Origin of the sequence: Caldimonas sp. KR1-144 (assembly GCF_049446155.1) — a bacterium.
GTDB lineage: Bacteria > Pseudomonadota > Gammaproteobacteria > Burkholderiales > Burkholderiaceae_C > Rivibacter.
Map to the genome: position 1 here is coordinate 330,951 of NZ_JBMSEE010000005.1, position 19,746 is coordinate 350,696.

At 72.9% G+C, this 19,746-nt stretch carries 16 protein-coding genes and 1 riboswitch; of the genes, 6 read left to right on the plus strand and 10 right to left on the minus strand.

The window, feature by feature from the left end:
- Positions 1-46: 46 nt before the first annotated feature.
- A complete protein-coding gene (locus ACO2TI_RS14375; RefSeq protein WP_423285266.1) occupies positions 47-523 on the plus strand; it encodes a (2Fe-2S)-binding protein in 477 nt (158 codons plus the stop codon).
- The gene (locus tag ACO2TI_RS14380; RefSeq protein WP_423285268.1) at positions 520-2,847 is read left to right on the plus strand and encodes a molybdopterin cofactor-binding domain-containing protein; all 2,328 of its coding nucleotides are present in this window, start codon (positions 520-522) and stop codon (positions 2,845-2,847) included. Before ACO2TI_RS14375 ends, ACO2TI_RS14380 begins: the two co-directional genes overlap by 4 nt.
- Here the strand turns inward: ACO2TI_RS14380 and ACO2TI_RS14385 are convergent, their stop codons facing one another.
- From ACO2TI_RS14385 to purB, 4 genes are all read right to left on the minus strand, one after another.
- Complete coding sequence (locus tag ACO2TI_RS14385; RefSeq protein WP_423285270.1) at positions 2,848-3,072, minus strand: hypothetical protein; 225 nt, start codon at positions 3,070-3,072, stop codon at positions 2,848-2,850.
- Positions 3,073-3,161: 89 nt separating this feature from the next.
- On the minus strand, positions 3,162-6,035 hold the full coding sequence (locus tag ACO2TI_RS14390; RefSeq protein WP_423285272.1) for a PAS domain S-box protein: 2,874 nt from the start codon (positions 6,033-6,035) through the stop codon (positions 3,162-3,164).
- Between the two features lie 104 nt (positions 6,036-6,139).
- Complete coding sequence (gene pyrF / locus ACO2TI_RS14395) at positions 6,140-6,964, minus strand: orotidine-5'-phosphate decarboxylase (RefSeq protein ID WP_423285274.1); 825 nt, start codon at positions 6,962-6,964, stop codon at positions 6,140-6,142.
- The gene (gene purB / locus ACO2TI_RS14400; protein ID WP_423285275.1) at positions 6,961-8,349 is read right to left on the minus strand and encodes an adenylosuccinate lyase; all 1,389 of its coding nucleotides are present in this window, start codon (positions 8,347-8,349) and stop codon (positions 6,961-6,963) included. Before purB ends, pyrF begins: the two co-directional genes overlap by 4 nt.
- 234 nt (positions 8,350-8,583) lie before the next feature.
- Between purB and ACO2TI_RS14405 the strand changes: the two genes are divergently transcribed.
- Positions 8,584-9,201: a glutathione S-transferase C-terminal domain-containing protein gene (locus ACO2TI_RS14405; RefSeq protein WP_423285276.1), complete on the plus strand. Its 618-nt coding sequence runs from the start codon at positions 8,584-8,586 to the stop codon at positions 9,199-9,201.
- A 19-nt stretch (positions 9,202-9,220) separates the two neighbouring features.
- Here the strand turns inward: ACO2TI_RS14405 and ACO2TI_RS14410 are convergent, their stop codons facing one another.
- From ACO2TI_RS14410 to ACO2TI_RS14420, 3 genes are read right to left on the minus strand one after another with little or no spacing between them, the layout of a single operon-like run.
- On the minus strand, positions 9,221-11,167 hold the full coding sequence (locus tag ACO2TI_RS14410; RefSeq protein WP_423285421.1) for a sensor histidine kinase: 1,947 nt from the start codon (positions 11,165-11,167) through the stop codon (positions 9,221-9,223).
- Between the two features lie 19 nt (positions 11,168-11,186).
- Entirely contained in the window at positions 11,187-11,906 is a 720-nt protein-coding gene (locus ACO2TI_RS14415; RefSeq protein ID WP_423285278.1) for a response regulator, read from the minus strand.
- Positions 11,907-11,924: 18 nt separating this feature from the next.
- Positions 11,925-12,854: an alpha/beta fold hydrolase gene (locus tag ACO2TI_RS14420; RefSeq protein ID WP_423285280.1), complete on the minus strand. Its 930-nt coding sequence runs from the start codon at positions 12,852-12,854 to the stop codon at positions 11,925-11,927.
- A 104-nt stretch (positions 12,855-12,958) separates the two neighbouring features.
- Here ACO2TI_RS14420 and ACO2TI_RS14425 point away from each other — a divergent pair, with 104 nt between their 5' ends.
- The 3 genes from ACO2TI_RS14425 (at position 12,959) to metW (ending at position 16,270) form a co-directional block, all read left to right on the plus strand.
- On the plus strand, positions 12,959-14,317 hold the full coding sequence (locus tag ACO2TI_RS14425; RefSeq protein WP_423285281.1) for an MATE family efflux transporter: 1,359 nt from the start codon (positions 12,959-12,961) through the stop codon (positions 14,315-14,317).
- 22 nt (positions 14,318-14,339) lie between these two features.
- Positions 14,340-14,415, plus strand: a riboswitch (SAM riboswitch).
- A 48-nt stretch (positions 14,416-14,463) separates the two neighbouring features.
- Complete coding sequence (metX, locus tag ACO2TI_RS14430) at positions 14,464-15,600, plus strand: homoserine O-succinyltransferase MetX (RefSeq protein ID WP_423285282.1); 1,137 nt, start codon at positions 14,464-14,466, stop codon at positions 15,598-15,600.
- Between the two features lie 88 nt (positions 15,601-15,688).
- Positions 15,689-16,270, plus strand: a complete 582-nt coding sequence (gene metW / locus ACO2TI_RS14435) for a methionine biosynthesis protein MetW (RefSeq protein ID WP_423285284.1) — start codon at positions 15,689-15,691, stop codon at positions 16,268-16,270.
- Positions 16,271-16,358: 88 nt separating this feature from the next.
- On the opposite strand, the gene ACO2TI_RS14440 is transcribed toward metW, so the two are convergent.
- The 3 genes from ACO2TI_RS14440 to ACO2TI_RS14450 all read right to left on the minus strand — a co-directional run bounded on the left by ACO2TI_RS14440 (position 16,359) and on the right by ACO2TI_RS14450 (position 19,680).
- A complete protein-coding gene (locus ACO2TI_RS14440) occupies positions 16,359-17,957 on the minus strand; it encodes an amidase (protein WP_423285285.1) in 1,599 nt (532 codons plus the stop codon).
- A gap of 71 nt (positions 17,958-18,028) precedes the next feature.
- Entirely contained in the window at positions 18,029-18,625 is a 597-nt protein-coding gene (locus ACO2TI_RS14445; protein WP_423285287.1) for a GNAT family N-acetyltransferase, read from the minus strand.
- Between the two features lie 101 nt (positions 18,626-18,726).
- Positions 18,727-19,680 (minus strand): LysR family transcriptional regulator, encoded by a 954-nt coding sequence (locus tag ACO2TI_RS14450; protein ID WP_423285289.1) that lies wholly within the window; start codon positions 19,678-19,680, stop codon positions 18,727-18,729.
- Positions 19,681-19,746: the final 66 nt, after the last annotated feature.

The window sequence follows — 19,746 nt, forward strand, 5'->3', positions numbered from 1 at the left end:
CATGCCACAACGCTGTGGTCGTGCGCCGCGCGTCCAGAATGGCGCCATGGAGCTTTCGATCAACGGCGAGCGCCGCGCGCTGCCCAGCGGCAGCGACGACCCGGCGATGCCGCTGCTGTTCGCGCTGCGCGACGGCCTGGCGCTCACCGGCACCAAGTTCGGCTGCGGTATCGGCCAGTGCGGCGCCTGCACGGTGCACGTCGACGGCCAACCGCAGCGCAGCTGCCTGGTGCCCGTCGGCTCGCTCGCCGGCAAGGCTGTGCGCACGATCGAAGGCTTGGCGGCCGATCGCATCGGCGCCGCGCTGCAGCGCGCGTGGATCGCGCACCAGGTGCCGCAGTGCGGCTACTGCCAAAGCGGCATGCTGATGGCCGCTGCCGGCCTGCTGGCGCGCACGCCCAGGCCGAGCGCGGCCGACATCGACGCCGCGATGACCAACCTGTGCCGCTGCGGCACCTACCCGCGCGTGCGTGCGGCGATCGGCAGCGCCGCGGCCGAGCTGGCGGGCGCGCGCAGGCCATGACGCGCCGGCGCCACTTCCTGCTCGGCGCCGCCGGCGTCGGCGGCGCGCTGGTGGTCGGCTGGGGGCTGTTGCCGCCGCGCGAGCGGCTCGGCCAGCGGCGCCGCCTGCCGGTCGAGCGAGGCGAGGTCGCGCTCAACGGCTGGCTCAAGATCAGCGCCGACGGCCGCGTGCGCCTGGCGATGCCGCGCACCGAGATGGGCCAGGGCGTGCATCACGCGCTCGCGCTGCTGGTGGCCGAGGAGCTCGACGTCGAGCCGGCGCAGATCGACCTCGTCGATGCCGGCCCCGAGTCGATCTACGGCAACCCGACCAGCATCACGACGACGATGCTGGCGCACCCGGGCGAGGCCGCGCTGCGCGAGGCCGGCAGCGTCGAGCGCGTGTCGCTCTGGCTGCTGGCCAAGGCGGGGCGCGAACTCGGCATGTCGATCACCGGCGGCTCGAGCAGCGTCGCCGACGCCTGGGACGTGCTGCCGCTGGTCGCGGCGACGGCCCGCGCGCAGCTGATCGGCGCCGCGTCGCTGGCCTGGAAGCTGCCGGCCGACGAGCTGCGGATCGAACTCGGCGTCGTGCATCACGGTGGCGGCGGGCGCCATGCGCACTTCGGCGAACTGGCCGCCCTGGCAGCCGGCACGCGCCCGGCCACGGTCGCGCGCAAGCCGCGCGAGCAGTGGCGATTGATCGGCAAGGCGGTGCCGCGTCGCGACGTGCCGGCCAAGGTCGACGGCTCGGCGGTGTTCGGCATCGACGTGCGCCCGGACGGCCTGCTCTACGCCGCGGTGTGCCACGCGCCGAGCTTCGGCGGCAGCCTCGGCCGGCTCGACGCCGACGCTCTGCGCGCGCGCCCCGGCGTGCTGCGCGTCGTGCGCCTGCTGCCGCTGGCCGGCGCCGCCCACGGCATCGCGATCGTCGCGCGCAGCAGCTGGCATGCGCTCGAAGCGGCACGCGCGGCCGCGCAGGATCCGCGCCTGGCCGAATGGCGGCCCGCGCCGCGCCCGGAAGCCGACTCGGCGGCCATCCTCGACGATCTGGCCGCGCGCGCCGAACGCGCCGCGCGCGACGGCGACGCGCCAGCCTGGTTCCGCGACGACGGCGACGCGCCAGGCGCGCTCGCGCGGGCGCAGGCGGCGGGCCAGCGCGTTCTCGAGGCGCACTACCGCGCGCCCTACCTCGCGCACGCGCCGCTCGAGCCGATCGGCTGCACCGCGCAGGTCAAGGACGGCCGCGTGACGCTGTGGGTCTCGACCCAGGTGCCGAGCGCCGCGCGCACGATCGCCGCGCGCGTGGCCGGCGTGGGTTCCGACGCGGTCACCGTGCACGTGCCCTACGTCGGCGGCGGCTTCGGGCGCCGGCTCGAGGTCGACATGGTCGGCCAGGCGGTCAGCGTGGCGCTCGAATGCGCCGGCGCGCCGGTGCAACTGATCTGGCCGCGCGACGAGGACCTCGGCCACGATTTCTATCGGCCGGCCGCGGCCGCGACGCTGCGCGCCGCGCTCGACGCCGACGGCCGCCCGCAGGCGATCGCGATCGCGGTGGCCGGCGACGCGATCACGCCGCGCAACGTCGAACGCACGATGCCGCTCCTGGCCGGGCCGATCGACCTGCCCGACAAGACGGCGGTCGAAGGCCTTCATTCGCTGCCCTATGCGGTGCCGAATGTGCGCGTCGCGCATGTCGCCACGCGCAGCGGCGTGCCGATCGGCTACTGGCGCTCGGTCGGCCATTCGCACCATGCCTTCTTCGCCGAGAGCTTTGTCGACGAGCTGGCGCAGGCCGCCGGCCAGGATCCGCTGCGGTTTCGACTCGAGCTGCTGGCCGAGCGGCCGCTCTACGCCGCGGTGCTGCGGCTCGCGGCGCAGAAGGCCGGCTGGCCCGGCTTCGGTGCGGCCGCGGCGCTGCCGGCGGGCCGCGCGCGCGGCGTCGCGCTGCACGAGAGCTACGGCAGCGTCGTCGCGCAGGTGGTCGAAGCCTCGATCGAGTCCGGCGTGCCGCGCGTGCACCGCGTGGTCTGCGCGGCCGACTGCGGCAGCGTGGTCTCGCCCGACGGCGTCGCGCAGCAGCTCGAAGGCGGCATCGTCTGGGCGCTCGGCGCCGCGCTGCGCGGTCGCTGCGACATCGAGGCCGGCCGCGTGCGCCAGCGCGACCTGGCTTCGCTGGGCCTTCTGACGCTGGCCGAGACGCCGCGCATCGAGGTCCACCTCGTGCCCAGCACGCGCGCGCCGGGCGGCGTCGGCGAGATCGCCGTGCCGCCGCTCGCGCCGGCGCTGGCCAACGCGCTCGCGGCGCTGGGGCCGCGGCGGCGAACCCTGCCCTTGATCGGCTGATCAGCCGGCGAACGAAGCCTGCGTGAAGCGCGGTCGCGCGAGGTTGCGCACCGGCTGGCCGGGCTCGTGGACGTCGCCGTGCTTGTCTTCGATGGCGACGCGGTAGCCCTGGGCGCGAAACCAGTCGGCCCAGCGCTCGGCCGACGCGCGGTCCGCGTGCCATGGGCCGCGATCGCCGCTGCCCAGTCGCAAGGGACTGCAGGTGATGAAACAGACGCGCCACATGACTACCGACCCATCGTGGTCGATAGTCTACGTAATCGAATCGGCCGACGAACGTGCAGATCGCACGGACGAGCGGTCCGATGCTGCGCTCAGCTCGATGACAGCGGCGCGGGCGCGCGGCGGTAGCGCGCCGCGGTGGCGTGCAGCTTGCGTGCGTCGAGCGGCTTGGCGAGGAAGTCGTTCATGCCCACCGCGAGCACGCGCTCCTGTTCCTCGACCAGCGCCGCCGCGGTCAGCGCGACGATCGGCAGCTGCTGCGCCGACCAGCGCGTGCGCAGGCGCCTCGTCGCCTCGACGCCGCCGAGCACCGGCATGTGCACGTCCATCAGCACGAGGTCGAAGCCCGGGTGTCCGGCGCTGCTCTCGCGCTCGACCGCCGCCAGCGCCGCTTCGCCGTTGGCCGCCTCGGTGACCACGGCGCCCCAGCGTTCCAGCATTGCCCGGGCGATCAGCAGGTTCACCGCATGGTCCTCCACCACCAGCACGCGCAGCCCGGCCAGCGAGGCCGCATCCTCCGGCAGCCCGACGCCGGCGTCGTCGGCACGCGCTTCGTCGGCCAGCGGCGCCAGCGGCAGCTCGAGCCAGAACGCGCTGCCGCCCGCCGCGGGCTGCTCGTGGCCGACGCTGCCGCCCATCAGCTCGGCCAGCTCGCGGCAGATCGCCAGGCCCAGGCCGGTGCCGCCATGCAGGCGGGTCGCCGAGTCGTCGGCCTGCACGAAAGGCTGGAACAGCCGCGCGCGCGCCGTCTCGGCGACGCCCGGTCCGGTGTCGACCACGGTGAAGCGCACGCGCTCGCCGCTGACCGGCCGCGCCTGCAGCGTCACGCTGCCGGACTCGGTGAACTTGAGCGCGTTGCCGAGGTAGTTCGACAGGATCTGGCGCAGCCGCATGTCGTCGCCGCGCACGCGGCGCGGCAGCCGCTCGTCGAGCTGGGCCGTGAGGGCCAGTCCGCGCTGCTGCGCGACCGGCGCATGCGTCGCGCGCACGCTGTCGAGCAGCGCCGGCAGGTCGAACGCGACCGCGCTGACGGTCAGGCGCCCGGCCTCGATCTTGGAGAGGTCGAGCACGTCGGAAATCACCGCCGACAGGTGCTGGGCGCTGTCGACCAGCTGCAGCAGGTAGGCGTCGCGCACCGCGCTCGCGGTGCCGGGCTGGCGCGCCAGCTGCGCGAGGCCGACCACGCCATTGAGCGGCGTGCGGATCTCGTGGCTCATGTTGGCCAGGAAGGCGCTCTTGGCGCGGTTGGCGGCCTGCGCGTCACCGAGCGCCTGCTCGAGCTGGGCGGCGACGCGGCGGCGCTCGGTCACGTCCTCGACGATCCAGATCGTGCCGCTCGCCGCATCGGCGCGGTCGACCGGCTGCGCCAGCACGCGCGCGACGAAGCGGCTGTCGTCGCGGCGGCGCATCTCGCGCTCGAACTCCACCGTCTCGCCGGCGGCCAGACGCGGCCCGAACTCGGCGCCGATGGCGGCGTAGGCCGCGTCGCCGGGCCACACCGCGAGCCCCGGCTGGCCGACGATCTCGCCGGCGGGCCAGCCGAACATGGCCTCGAAGTGCGGGTTCACGCGCAGGAAGCGCCGCTCGCGCGTGAAGGCGATGCCGACCGAGGCGGCGTCGAGGATGGCGCGCGTCTCGCGGCGCTCGCGCTCCTGATCGGTGAGGTCGCGCGCCATCGTCACCAGGCAGCGCTCGCCCTCGAAGTCGAAGAAGGCGCCCGACAGGCCCAGCAGCAGGATGTGGCCCTGCTTGTGCCGAAAGCGCACCGGCAGGTCGCGCAGTTCGCCGTCGCGCTCGATCGCGCCGAGGATGGCCGCGCGCGTGGCCGCGTCGGCCCAGATGCCGAGTTCGGTCGAGGTGCGCCCGACGGTCTCTTCGCGCGTGCGGCCCGAGATCAGTTCGTAGGCGCGGTTGACCATCAGGTAGCGGCCGGTCGCCACTGCGGTCACCGAGACCGAGTTCGGGCTCGCCTCGAACAGCCGCGACAGCAGTGCCTCCGAGCGCAGCATGCGGCGCTCGCGCTCACGCAGCTCGCCGACGTCGAGGTAGACCGACTCGACGGCCGGGCCGTCGTCGAGCATCACGCGCGAGCCCGTGACGGTGACCCAGCGCAGCGTGCCGTCGGTGCGGCGCACGCGGAACTCGGCCGACGCCAGCTGCTGGTCCGCGGGCAGCGCGTCGATGCGCGCGATGCGCTCGCGGATCTGCAGCAGATCCTCGTCGAGGTAGTGCCGCATCAGGTCGCGGTCGACGGCATCGGCCTGCGACGCGAAGCCGAACAGCCGCACCGCGGCGTCGTTGACCATCACGATGCGCCCGGCGCGGTGGATCACGATGGCCGTCGGCGAGCGCGCGAACAGCCGCTGCCAGCGCTGCTGCTGCTCGCGCGAGGCGGCAAGCTGCCGGCGCAGCAGCGTACCCAGTACTTCGCCGGTGGCGGCGCCGAACAGCGTGATCAGCAGCAGCGCCAGCGTGCGCTGCCAGCTCAGCTCGGCCGAGTAGCCCGGCGGCGATGGCATGACGGCGCCCGGATCCAGCCAGGCCAGCCCAGGCAGCGAAACCAGCGCCAGGCCTGCCAGCGCCCAAGCGTGGCGGCGCTCCAGCAAGGTGCCGGCCACCGCCAGCAGCACGCCGACGCCGGCCAGCACCATCGCATGCACGCCCAGCCGCGTGAAGATCGCCAGCGCCAGCACCGTCAGCTCCAGCCCGGCCAGCGTTGCAAACGCCGCCCAGCCCAGCGCCGCCTCGCCGCGCCGCGCTGCCCATGCGAAAGCCACACCCAGGGCCGCAGCCGCCGCACCGGCGATGCCGCGCTGGCCGAGCGTGAAGTCCGGGTAGTTCAGCGTCAGCACCAGGCCGCCGGCGCCGGCGACCCAGGCCGCCACGCGCAGGAAGGCGCGCGCCGTCGCGACGTCGATGACGTCCGGCGGCGAGAGGAAGCGGATCGGCGGGCCCACGCGGTTCACGGTGACTGCAACAAGCGGCGCACGACCGGCGGGCCGTGGCCCTCCGTTATCGGTGCGCCCGCGCGGCGGTTGAGCCCGCGCTTACCCTGAAGCGTGGTTTCGCGTCAGCGGCGCGCGGCGTTCAGCACGTTGCGCGTCGCCTGCGCCGCGGTGCGGGCCGCTTCGGCCCAGTCGGGGCCCGAGCCGGCGTAGAGCACCGCGCGCGACGAGTTCACGACCACCGGCGCATCGGGCCGCCAGGCCGCGCGCACCGTGGCCTGCGCGTCACCGCCTTGCGCGCCGACGCCGGGCACCAGCAGCGGCAGCGTGGGCGCCAGCTCGCGCACGCGCGCGAGTTCCGCAGGGAAGGTCGCGCCGACCACGAGGCCGAGTTGGCCGTTGCGGTTCCACTCGGTCTGCGCCAGGTGCGCGAGATGCTCGTACAGCCGCGGCTGGCCGGGCACGTCGGCCAGGCGCTGGTTCTGCCAGTCGCTGCCGCCGGGGTTGGAGGTGCGGCACAGCAGGATCGCGCCCTTGCCGGGCCAGCGCAGGTAGGGCTCGATGGAATCGAAGCCCATGAACGGCGACAGCGTCACCGCGTCGGCCTGGTAGCGCTCGAAGGCCTCGCGCGCGTACTGCTCGGCGGTCGCGCCGATATCGCCGCGCTTGGCGTCCAGGATCACCGGCACCTCCGGCGCGACGCGCGCGATGTAGGCCAGGAGGCGCTCGAGCTGGTCCTCGGCGCGGTGCGCGGCGAAATAGGCGATCTGCGGCTTGAACGCGATCACCAGGTCCTTGGTCGCGTCAACGATGCGCGCGCAGAAGTCGTGGATGCGCGAGGCGTCGCCGGTCCAGGGCGAGGGGAACCGGGCCGGGTCCGGGTCGAGGCCGACGCACAGCAGCGAGTCGTGCTTGCGCTCGGCGGCGCGAAGGCGCTCCAGGAAACTCATTGGGCCGCCCCGAGCTTGGAGGCGAGTTCGCTCGCCTTGCCGATGTAGTTGGCCGGCGTCATCGCCAGCAGCCGCTGCTTCTCGGCCTCGGGCAGCTCCAGCGTCTGGATGAAGGCCTGGATCGACTCGCGCGTGATCGCCTTGCCGCGCGTGAGCTCCTTGAGGCGCTCGTAGGGATTGGGCAGGCCGTGGCGGCGCATCACGGTCTGGATCGGCTCGGCCAGCACCTCCCAGGCCGCGTCGAGGTCGGCCGCCAGCGCGGCCTCGTTGATCTCGAGCTTGGCCAGGCCCTTGGCGAGGCTGGACCAGGCCAGCAGCGCGTAGCCGAGCGCGACGCCCATGTTGCGCAGCACGGTGGAGTCGGTGAGGTCGCGCTGCCAGCGGCTGATCGGCAGCTTCTGGCTCAGGTGCGCGAGCAGCGCGTTGGCAAGGCCGAGGTTGCCCTCGGCGTTCTCGAAGTCGATCGGGTTGACCTTGTGCGGCATCGTCGAGCTGCCGATCTCGCCGGCCTTCAGGCGCTGCTTGAAGTAGCCCAGCGAGACATAGCCCCAGACGTCGCGCGCGAAGTCGATCAGGATGGTGTTGCTGCGCGTGACCGCGTCGAACAGCTCGGCCATGTAGTCGTGCGGCTCGATCTGGATCGTGTACGCGTTGAAGCTCAGCCCCAGCTGCTGCTCGACCACGCCGCGCGAGAACGCCTCCCAGTCGATTTCGGGGTAGGCCGCGAGGTGCGCGTTGTAGTTGCCGACCGCGCCGTTCATCTTGCCCAGCAGCTTGACGGCGGCGATGCGTTCGCGCGCGGCCTGCAGGCGCGCGACGACGTTGGCGATCTCCTTGCCCACGGTGGTGGGACTCGCGGTCTGGCCGTGCGTGCGGCTGAGCATCGGCACCGCGGCGAGACTGCGCGCCATGCCGGCGAGCGTGGCGATCACACCGTCGAGCGCGGGCAGCAGCACCGTGTCGCGCGCGGCCTTGAGCATCAGGCCGTGGCTGGTGTTGTTGATGTCCTCGCTGGTGCACGCGAAGTGCACGAACTCGCCGTGCCTGGCGGCCTGCGCGAGCGCGGGTTCGCCCGCCAGGCGCTGCTTGATCCAGTACTCGACCGCCTTGACGTCGTGGTTGGTGGTCTTCTCGATGTCCTTGATCGCCTGCGCGTCGGCTTCGGTGAAGGCGGCGACGATCTCGCGCAGCCGCGCGCGCTCGGGTGCCGGCAGCGCGGCGAACTCGGGCAGGCCGAGGTCGGACAGCGCGATGAACCACTCGATTTCCACCTGCACCCGGCGATGGATCAGGCCGAACTCGGACAGCAGCGGGCGCAGCGCGGCCAGCGTGGCGGCGTAGCGGCCGTCCAGGGGCGACAAGGCGGTGAGGGCGGAGGAAGACATGGAAGCGCAGCAGGAGAAGGGGGAGCCGGCGGCCGACCGGCGCCGGCTCGAGGCAATCCGCGATTGTAGAAAGCCCGCCTTACGGCGGCCGTGACCGGGGCGGCGCGCGCGCGACACCTCCTGCACGCGCAGTTGCGCGCTCGCTTGCGCCCCCGCAGACTGCGGCGCAGGGGCCGGCGGCGCGAAGCGCCGGCCCTTCCCTAGAATGCCCGTCCCAACTCGATTGCCCGCTCCATGAAACTCCTCGGATCCCTCACCAGCCCCTACGTGCGCAAGGTGCGCGTCGTGATGGCCGAGAAGAAGCTGGACTACCGCTTCGAACTCACCGACGTCTGGTCCGACGACTCGGCGATCGCCGACGCCAACCCCTTGTGCAAGGTGCCTTGCCTGGTGATGGAAGGCGGCGAGGCGGTGTTCGACTCGCGCGTGATCGTCGAGTACGTCGACACGCTGTCGCCGGTGGGCAAGCTGATCCCGCAGTCGGGCCGCGAGCGCGTCGAGGTGCGCACCTGGGAGGCGCTGGCCGACGGCCTGCTCGACGCGGCCATCCTCGCGCGGCTCGAGCAGACCTGGCCCGGCCGCGAGGGTGCGCGCAGCCAGGCCTGGACCGACCGCCAGATGGCCAAGGTGCATGGCTCGCTGCGCGCAATGAGCCAGGGCCTGGGCGAGCGGCCGTGGTGCAACGGCAATCACCTGACGCTGGCCGACATCGCGGTCGGCTGCGCGCTGGGCTACCTGGACTTCCGCTTCCCGGCGATCGACTGGCGCGAGAGCTATCCCAACCTCGCCAAGCTGCACGAAAAGCTCGCGCAGCGCCCGAGCTTCATCGACACCGCGCCGCCGGCGGCCTGAGCTGCGGCGGGCGCCGCGTTCAGCCCGCCGCGCGCGGCGCGATCTCCAGCGTGACCGCCCAGCCTTCTTCGCGCGGGCCGCTGGTCAGCAGGGCGCCGATCGCCTGGGCGCGCCGCTCCATGTTGGCCAGGCCGCGGCCGCGCGACATCGTGGCCGGCACGAACAGGGGCAGCACCTCGCCGCGCTCGGTGTCGACGCGGCTTTGCACGCCGTTGTCGACCACGCGCAGCCGCAGTCCGACGCGCCCGCCCTCGCCTTGCAGCGGCTCGAGCTGCAGCCAGACGACGCTGGCTTGCGCATGCTTGATCACGTTGGTGAGCGCCTCGCGCACGATGCGCAGTACCTGCAGCGTGTCGCCGGCCGACAGCGACAGCTCGGTCAGCGCGTCGTCGGGCTGCCAGACCAGTCGCACGCCGGCCGCGCGCAGCGAGGGCTCGACGCGAAAGCGCAGCTCGCCCAGCGCCTCGATCAGCGGCCGGCGGTCGGATTCGAGCGAGTCGAGCGCCAGCCGCAGCTCGACCAGGCAATCGTCCAGCGTGAGCTTGAGTTCGCTGAGCGTTTCGTTGCCGTTGACCGGTGACCCCTGGGCGTCGTCGGCCGCGGCCTCGGCGATCGCGTCCTTGCCGGCATGGTTGCCGTTGCCGCCGTTGCCGCGCGCCTGCTGCGTCAGTGCCAGCGCGGCGACCAGGCGCCCGCCCAGGCCGTCGTGCATCTCGCGCAGGATGCGGTCGCGTTCGGCGCGCGCCGCCTCGTCGCGCTCCTGCAGGCGGCGCCCTTCGAAGGCCGAGTGCAGCTCGCGCTCCTTCTCGGCGACGCGCTCGCGCAGGTCGCGGTTCAACGCGCGCAACGCGAGCGAGCTGCGCGTGAACTCGTCGACCAGCGTCCAGGCCAGCACCGCGAGCAGCACGAGGATGGTGTAGCGGCTCCAGGCCAGTGCGCCGTAGTCGTGCACGACGCGAAACACCCAGAAGTCACGCAGGCCGACCGCCAGGCTGATCGCCGCGGCCACGCACAGCAGCAGCGCGGCCTGCGTGCGCTGGCGCAGCGCCGCGCCGACGAGCGCGACGCCCAGGCCGACCAGCACCGCGAGATTGCCGGCCAGCACGACGGTGCGCAGCGCCGGCAGGTTCCAGCGCCAGCCGACGATGGTGAGCAAGAGCGCGGCCAGCGCCCAGGACGCAAGCGCGCGGCGCGCCAGCGGCGTGTCGCTGCCCACCGTGCTCAGCGCGTACAGCGACATCAGCACCACGAACCAGGCATACGAGGCCTGGAACACGATGGTCATCAGCGGCGCCCAGTCGCCCGGGTCACCGGCCAGGAAGGCCGACACGCGCCAGGCCCACAACAGGCTCGCGGCCCCGAAGCAGGCATAGGCAAAGCGCCGCGCGCGCCATGCCAGCAGCAGCGCGAGCGCGCCCATCACGACCGCCGCCGCGCTCACCGCGAAGGCGCCGTGCACCTGCTCGCGCGCGGTAGCCTGGTACAGCGGCGCCAGGCGCTCCATCGGCCCGACCCACACGGCCGACAGGCCGGCCTCGCGGCGCGGCTCGCCGTGGACCTCGAGGTCGAGCCAGTTGGCGCTGGGCTGCAGCACCGCGCCGGGCAGCGCGATCAGCAGCGGCTCGACCGGCGCCTCCTGCAGCGGGCGGCGCAGCTCGCCGATCGCGGCGATCGGCACGCCGTTGAGCGTGACGCGCAGCACCTGGCCGGCGCGGCGCACGAACAGCGCGGCGGGGCGGCTTTGCAGCGCGTCGTCGGGCAGCACGATGCGGTAGCGCACCGAGCCGTCGCGCGTCGGCGCGCTGCGCTCCCAGGCGTCGGGCAGCGTGACCTCGCGCGCGGCCATGCCCGGCTCGAGCAGCACCGCGCGCGTGATCTGCTGGGCCGAGCCGTCGGGCGCGCCCGAGCAGGCGGCCAGCAGCATCGATGCGGCGAGTGCGCACGCCGCCGCCAGCAGCCGCCGCATCGTCACCGGGCGAGGCTCCTCACGCCCAGCCGGGGCGCGTGGCCGCCTGCGACGCCGCGCGGGCGCGCTGCAGCCACTGCAGCTTGCGATAGACATTGCGCACGTCGGTGGCCACCGCGCCGGGCGTGGTCAGCAGGCGCTCGGCGATCTCCTCGGCGACGTAGCCCTGGGCCACGAGCTTGAGCACCTGCTGCTCGCGCGCGTTGACCGCCAGGCGCGCCGGCGGGTCGAACTCGCCGGGCAGCGTGGGTTCGTCGAACGGCGGCAGCTCGCTCGCGAGCTCGTCGCCGGCATCGCCCAGGCCCTCGTCGCGAAAGCGCTTGAGCAGGTGGCGCGCGATGGTCGGCGAGATCGGCGACTCGCCGCGCGCGGCCTGCTCGACCGCGCGCACCAGTTCCTCGGCAGTGCAGCCCTTGAGGAAGTAGCCGTCGGCGCCGGCTTCGATGGCGCGGATCACGCGCTGCTCGTCGCCGAACACCGAGAACACCAGGATGTGCGGATGCCACACGCCCTCGATCGCCGGCGCGTGGCTCAGCTCGCCGATCAGCTCGGTGCCGTCGCCGTCGGGCAGCCCGAGGTCGGACAGCAGCACGTCGGGCCGGCAGCTGGGCAGTTCCTCGCGCGCCACCGACAGGCGCTGCGCATGGCCGACGCAGCGCAGGCCACTGGCCTGCTCGAGCGCCTCGCGCACGTGCTTGGCGACCAGCGGATCGTCCTCGACCAGGTAGACCGTCAACACCTTCGCACTCCCCCTGCGCTACAGACGGACTGCATTGTGCGACCAGTCTCCATCGGCAAAGAAGGCGAGCAGCTCGTCGGCCGTCAGCTCGGGCAGCTCCTCGGGAATGAAGTGTCCGGCCTCGACCGCGCGGCCGCTCACGGGGCCGTCGGCCGCCGCGCGCCAGTCTTCGAGCGGCGAGAAGTGGCGCGCGACGATGCCGCGCGCGCCCCACAGCACGTGCAGCGGGCAGCGCACGCGCACGCCCGCGGCCCGGCTCTCGCGATCGTGCTCGAGGTCGATCGACGCGGCCGCGCGGTAGTCCTCGCAGGCGCCGTGCACGCCCTCGGGGTTGCCAAAGCCGCGCTCGTAATCGGCCAGCGCGTCGGGCTCGATGAAATCCAAGCCCTTCGAGCCCCAGCCGGACAGCGTCCAGCGCAGGTACCAGCCGGGGTCGGCGCCGATCTGCTTTTCCGGCAGCGGCGCGGGCTGCGTGAGGTAGAACCAGTGGTAGTACGCCTGCGCGAAGGCCATGTCGGTGCGCTCGTACATCGTGAGCGTGGGCACGATGTCGATCACGCACAGCCGCTGCACCGCCTCGGCGTGGTCGAGCGCGAGGCGGTGGGCGACGCGCGCGCCGCGGTCGTGGCCGGCGACGAAGAAGCGCTCGTGGCCCAGCGTGCGCATCAGCGCGCGCATGTCGGCGGCCATCGCGCGCTTGCTGTAGTTGGCGTGGTCCGGCGCGCCGGGCGGCTTGGACGACGCGCCGTAGCCGCGCAGGTCGGGCAGCACGAGCTCGAAGCGATCGGCCAGGCGCTGCGCGACGCGCCGCCACATCGCGTGGGTCTGCGGATAGCCGTGCAGCATCAGCAGCGGCGGGGCGCCGCGCCGCCCGCCGTGGCGCACGAACAGCGAGATGCCGTCGCCGACGTCGATCTCGCGCGCCTCGAAGCCTTCGAATCCCTGCATGGCGACCGCTCCCGTGTCCAGCGTGGCGCATGCTGCCATGTCCCGGCCCGGGCTGCCGTCACGCGAGGATGCGACCATGGCGCGTTTCGCGTCTGCGCTCTTGCATGTCTTCGTCGTCCATCACTTCGCCGCGCGCCCTGTGGACCGTGGCCTGGCCCATGGGGGCCGAACTGCTGCTGGGCATTGCCATCGGCCTGGCCGGTGTGGCGCTCGCCTCGCGCGTCAGCGACGCAGCGGCCGCGGCCTACGGCATCGGCAACACGCTGTTCGCCTGCTTCTTCATCGCCTTTCGCATCGTCGGCGCCGGCGTCAGTGTCGTCATCACCCAGCGCTTGGGCGCCGGCGACGCGGCCGGCGCCGCGCGCGTGGCCCGCGCCGGGCTGGGCGCGAGCGCCTGGCTCGGCGCCGTGGTGGCGACGGGCGTGGTGCTTGCGGCGTCGCCGCTGCTGCGTGCGCTCGGCACGCCAGCCGAGGTGCTGCCGCTGGCCGAGCCTTACCTGCGCCTGCTCGCGCTGGCGCTGGGGCTGGATGCGCTCAACGCGCTGATGGGGGCGGTGCTGCGCGCGCACCTGCATGCGCGCAGCGCGCTGTGGATCGCGCTGGCCACCAACGCGGTGCACCTGCTGGCCTGCCTGCCGCTGATGCGCGGCGACGGCCCGCTGCCCGCGCTCGGCCTGGCCGGCTTCGCGCTCGCGATGATCGCCAGCCGCGTGGTCGCGCTGGTGCTGCACCTGCGCGGTTGGGGCGCGCACCTGCAGCTGCGGCCGCAGGCGGCCGACTGGTGGCGGCTCGAGCACGGCGTGCTGGCGCCGGCGCTGCGCATCGGCGTGCCGGGGGCGGCCGAGGCGATCGCCTACCGCGTTGCCTCCCTCGTGGTCACTGCGGTGGTCGCGCATCTCGGTGCCGGGGCGCTCGCGGCGCATGCCTACGCGCAGCAGCTCGGCGGCTTGCTCATCCTGTCGAGCCTGTCGCTCGGACTCGCCGCGGAAATCCTGGTTGGCCACGACGTCGGCGCAGGGCGGCTGGACGTCGCGCGCCGCCGCGTGCGCCTGTCGATCCGCTGGGGGCTGGTGGTCTCGTGCCTGTCGGCCGTGCTGCTCGCGCTGCTGGGCCCGCTGGCGCTGGGCGGCTTCACACGCGATGCGGCGCTGCTCGAGCTGGCCGCCGCGCTGCTGTGGGTGGGCGTCGCGCTCGAGCCTGGCCGCGCAATGAACCTGGTCTATGTCAACGCACTGCGTGCGACCGGCGACGTGCGTTGGCCGGTCGTGGTGGCGGCGTTGTCGATGACCCTGGTGATGGCCGGCGGCGCATGGCTGCTGGGCCTGCACTTCGGGCTCGGGCTGGTCGGCGTGTGGGTTGCGATGGTGGTCGACGAATGGGTGCGCGGCCTTGCGGTGGCCTGGCGCTGGCATCGCGGGCCCTGGCCTGCCGCGCTGACCGGCGCTGCCCGCGCGCCCGCGTGATGCCGAAGGCGGCCGATATACTCGCCGCCACAGCGCCGATTTGTTCCGGATTGCGGGCGCTCTACAAATGCCGCTAAAGAGGGACGCCCACCCGGTGTCCGCTTTGGCGGCGCCGGGTTTCGTTCTTCTGCAGCACACAGGCGTCCATGTCGGGATCGGTCGGACAGGTCACACCGCAGTCGATGCACTTCGCGAAGCCGCTGCCGCTGCGCAGCGGCGCGAGCCTCGCCGACTACACCCTGGTCTACGAGACCTACGGGCGCCTCAATGCCGACAAAAGCAACGCGGTGCTTGTGTGCCACGCGCTCAACGCGAGCCACCACGTGGCCGGCACGCACGCCGGCATCGAGCGCAGCGAGGGCTGGTGGGACAACCTGGTCGGCCCCGGCAAGCCGCTGGACACCAACCGCTTCTTCGTCATCGGCATCAACAACCCCGGCTCCTGCTTTGGTTCGACCGGGCCGATGCACCCCAACCCCGCGACTGGCCAGCCCTATGGCGCCGACTTCCCGGTGGTGACCGTCGAGGACTGGGTCGACGCGCAGGCGCGCCTGCTCGACGCGATGGGCATCGAGCGGCTCGCTGCGGTGATCGGCGGCAGCCTCGGCGGCATGCAGGCGCTGAGCTGGACCATCCGCCATCCGGCGCGCGTCGCGCATGCGCTGGTGATCGCCTCGGCGCCCAACCTCTCGGCCCAGAACATCGCCTTCAACGAGGTCGCGCGCCGCGCCATCGTCACCGATCCCGACTTCCACGGCGGCCACTTCTACGCCCACGGCACGCTGCCGCGCCGCGGCCTGCGCGTCGCGCGCATGATCGGCCACATCACCTACCTCAGCGACGACGTGATGGAGAGCAAGTTCGGCCGCGAGTTGAAGGCCGACGAGCTCGCCTACACGACGCAGGACATCGAGTTCCAGATCGAGAGCTACCTGCGCTACCAGGGCGACAAGTTCAGCGAGTACTTCGACGCCAACACCTACCTGCTCATCACGCGCGCCTTGGACTACTTCGACCCGGCGCGCGAGCACGGCGGCGACCTCGCCGCGGCCCTGGCGCCGGCGATCGCCAAGTTCCTGGTCGTGAGCTTCACCACCGACTGGCGCTTCTCGCCGCTGCGCTCGCGCGAGATCGTCAAGGCGCTGATCGACAACCGCGCCGAGGTCAGCTACGCCGAGATCGACGCGCCGCACGGCCACGACGCCTTCCTGCTCGACGACCCGCGCTACCACGGCGTGGTGCGGGCGTACTTCGACCGGGTCGCGAAGGGGTGTTTCGAATGACGACCTTGCGAATGAGCCGCTGGCCTAGACCCGTTCGCCCGCCGACGCCGCATCGTCCCCAGCCGCATCGACCCCGGGGATGGGCGAGATGAGCGAGCGACGCGACCTGGAACTCATCGCGAGCCTGGTGCCGCCGCGCTCGCGCGTGCTCGACCTCGGCTGCGGCAACGGCGCGCTGCTCGCGCTGCTGCGCGACGAGCGCGGCTGCTACGGCTACGGCGTCGAGCTCGACGACGCCCACGTGCTCGAGTGCGTGCAGCGCGGCGTCAACGTGCTGCAGCGCAACCTCGAGGAAGGCCTGGCGATCTTCGACGACAACAGCTTCGACGTCGTGCTGCAGCTCGACACGCTCCAGCACATCCGCAACACCGAGCAGATGCTGCGCGAGACGGTGCGCGTGGGCCGCATGGGCATCGTGAGCTTTCCGAACTTCGCGCACTGGCCCAACCGCCTGCGCGTGCTCGGCGGGCGCATGCCGGTGACCAAGGCCTTGCCCTACCAGTGGTACGACACGCCCAACATCCGCGTGGGGACGTTTGCCGACTTCGACGTGCTCGCGCACAAGAACGGCCTGCGCGTGACCGAGGCCTTCGGGCTGGACAACGGGCGCGCGGTGCGGCGCTGGCCGAACCTGCTGGCGCCGACGGCGGTGTTCAAGTTCGAACGGTAGGCCCCCACGCTCACTTCGTTCGCTGCCCCCCGAGGGGGCCCTTGCTGCGGACCGGCGGAGCCGGATCCGCGCAAGCTCTCGGTTGAGATCAGCGCAGGGGCTGCCCCACGGAGGTGAGGAACTTCGGCGCCCGCCGCTGCCTCGTCGCTTGCTCGAAGCCGTGGCCGATGCGCAGCAGCGTCGCCTCGCTCCACGCCTTGCCGACGAAGCTCAGGCCCACCGGCAGCCCGAGCGCCCAGCCGGCGGGCACCGTGAGATGCGGAAAGCCCGCCACTGCGGCCGGCGCAGTGAAGCTGGCGTTGCCGTAGTGGTCGCCGTTGACGGTGTCGGTCAGCCAGGCCAGCCCGCCGGTCGGCGCGACGATCGCGTCGAGCCGGTGCCTGGCGATCACGCGCGCCAGGCTGGCGCGTCCCTCGCGGCGGCAGGTGGCGAGGGCCTTGCGATAGGCCGCGCTGCCCAGGCCACCCTTGGCCTGCGCCTGCTCGAACAGCTCTTGCCCGAAATAGGCCATCTCCTGCGCGGCTTCGCGCCGGTTGAAGGCGATCACCTCGGCCAGCGTCTTGACCGGCGCGCCGCGGCCGAACTCGGCCAGCCAGGCGTTCAGGCCGTGCTTGCATTCGGTGAGCAGCACTTCGAACTCGGCCTCGCCGTAGCGTTCGGCCGACGGCAGCTCGACCGGATCGACGATCACCGCGCCCAGCGCCCTGAGCGTGCCGATCGCTTCCTCGATCACCGGGTCGATGCGGTCGTGGTGCGTGAAGAAGCTGCGCGCGACGCCGATGCGCGCGCCCTTGACGCCGCGTTCGCCCTGCAGCGCGGCGAGGTAGTCGACCGGTGCACGGCCGGCCAGCGGCTTGGTTGCCGCGTCGCGCGGGTCGTGCCCGGCCAGGGCCGCCAGCAGCACGGCGCAGTCGTGCACGCTGCGCACCATCGGCCCGGCGGTATCTTGCGTGTGCGAGATCGGCACGATGCCGTCGCGGCTGACGAGGCCGACCGTGGGCTTGAGCCCGACGAGGTTCTGCACCGACGCCGGCGAGGTGATCGAGCCGTCGGTCTCGGTGCCCACGGTCAGCGTCGCGAGGCTGGCCGCGGCGGCGGTGCCGGAGCCCGAGCTCGAGCCGCTGGGGTTGCGGTCGAGCGCGTAGGCGTGCTTCGTGAAGCCGCCGCGCGCGCTCCAGCCCGAGGTCGAGCGCGACGAGCGGATGTTGGCCCACTCGCTCAGGTTGGTCTTGCCGAGGATCACCGCGCCGGCCGCGCGCAGCCGCGCCACGAGGTGCGCGTCGCGCGGCGCCTTGGCGCCCAGCAGCGCCAGCGAACCGGCGGTGGTGGCCATGCGGTCGGCGGTCGCGATGTTGTCCTTGATCAGCACCGGCACGCCGTGCAACGGCCCGCGCGGGCCCTTGGCGGCGCGCTCCTGGTCGAGCGCACGGGCGATGTCCAGCGCGTCGGGATTGAGCTCGATCACGCTGCGAAGCGCCGGGCCGGCAGCGTCGATTGCCGCGATGCGGTCGAGGTAGGCCTGCGCCAGCGTCACCGCCTTCAGCGAACCGTCGGCCAGGCGCGGCGCGAGTTCGGCAACGCCCAGCTCGGCGAACGAGAAGTCGGGCACCGGCGTCGCGTCGTCGGCGGCGACGGCCGCGCCCGCGGCGGCCAGGGGGATCTGCGAGAGAAAGCGGCGGCGATCCATGGTGGCGTGCGCGAAGCGTCGTGGCGACGCGCGATGCTAGCCGTGCCGCGGCGCCGGTGCCGCCGCCGTGATCAGAGTCTGGCGGTCGTCGTGCCCACGCCGGCGGCGAGCTCGCGAAGGCCGACGAAGAACGCGGTCAGCGCCGCGATCACGGCCAGGCGGTCCTGGAGGTGGATGGCCGCTCGCCCGCCGAAGCCCACCGTCAGCCGTGAGCCGATCGCGCCGGCAACGCGGTTCCACGCCGAGATCGAGCGCTCGTTGTCGCCGCGGATATCGACGCTCAGGTAGGTGTAGTGCGCCGCCAGCGTGTCGCACAGCCACTCGAACACTGCGCGATAGATGCCCTGGCCGCGGAACTGCGGCGAGATGCTCAGCCCGACCGTCGCGGTGTCCTGGCTGCCGGCGCCGCCGGCCTGCGTGTCGGGGCCATAGGTCGCATAGGCCACCAGATGGCTGCGCGTGCTGTCGAAGACGCCGGCGATCATCGCGCCGGGCATGCCGAACTGCCCCTTCACCAGCGTTCGGATCTCCTCGTCCGACGCGACGTTGCCGAAGCCGCGCAGGCGCAGGTCCTCGGGCGGCAGCGTCTTGATGTGGGCGACGATGGCATCGATGTCCTTCGCCGAAAGGGGCTCGACCTTCCAGGCCGGCTGCTGCTGTCGCTCCATGCGAACCTCCGCTCGATTCGCGACCAGCGTAGGGCCGCGGGGCGTGCGAAGCGGCGCAGGCTTGCCGAAGACGTGCCGCCCGATGGCCGAGGCCGGGTCGGTCACTCGGCGCGGTTGCAGCCGGTGAGCCAGGGATCGCGCTCCTCGCCGCCGAACGCCTCGACCAGGAAGTCGGTGAACACGCGCGTGCGCAGCGGCAGGTACTTGCGCGTCGGCATCGCGGCGTGGACGACATAGTGGCCGACGCTCCAGTCGGCGAGCACGCGCTCGAGGCTGCCTTCGCGCAGCGCATCGGCTACCGAGTAGGACAGCGTGCCGGCGATGCCCATGCCGGCGCGCGCCGCGGCCAGCAGCAAGTCGGTGCTGGTCGACGAGATCGCGCTGCGGCGCAGCACGCCGACCACCTGCTGCGCCGCGCCGTCGCGGCCATCGCCGACGCGGCGGAAGGTCCACTCACGCGGCGCGAAGCTCACGTTGGGCACGAGCAGCTGGTGCGCGTCCAGATCGGCGGGCGACTGCGGGCGGCCATGGCGATCCAGGTAGTCCGGTGTCGCGCAGAACACGATCTGCGCGTGCGCGAGCCGCCGCGCGACGAAGTCGCCGTCGATCGGGCGCGGCCCGCTCAACAGCAGCGTCACGTCCGCGTTCTCGTCGGGTGCCTCGAGCATTGCCGCGGCCGTGACCTCGAAGTCGACACCCGGATAACGCTCGCGAAACGCGGGCAGGCGCGGCGCCACCTGATGCACCAGGAACGGCAGCGGCCCGGACACGCGCAAGACGCCGCGCAGCTGGCCGGTGGTCGTCATCGCCTGCGTGTTGGCTTCCTCCAGGTCGGCGAGGATCTGGCGCGCGCGCTCCAGGTACTGCGCGCCGACTGCCGTGAGCGCGAGGCGCCGCGTCGTGCGGTGGATCAGCCGCGTGCCGAGCGCCTGCTCGAGATCGGACACCAGGCGCGTGATCACCGGCGGCGTCAGGTCGAGCGCGCGCGCGGCCTTGGCGAAGCTGCCTTCGTCGATCACCCGCACGAAGGCGGTCATGGCGCGGAACTGATCCATGCGGGGATTCTGCCGATAGGGATCGGCCCGAAGAGAGCGACGGCACCCGGCTGCCTAGACTGCCCG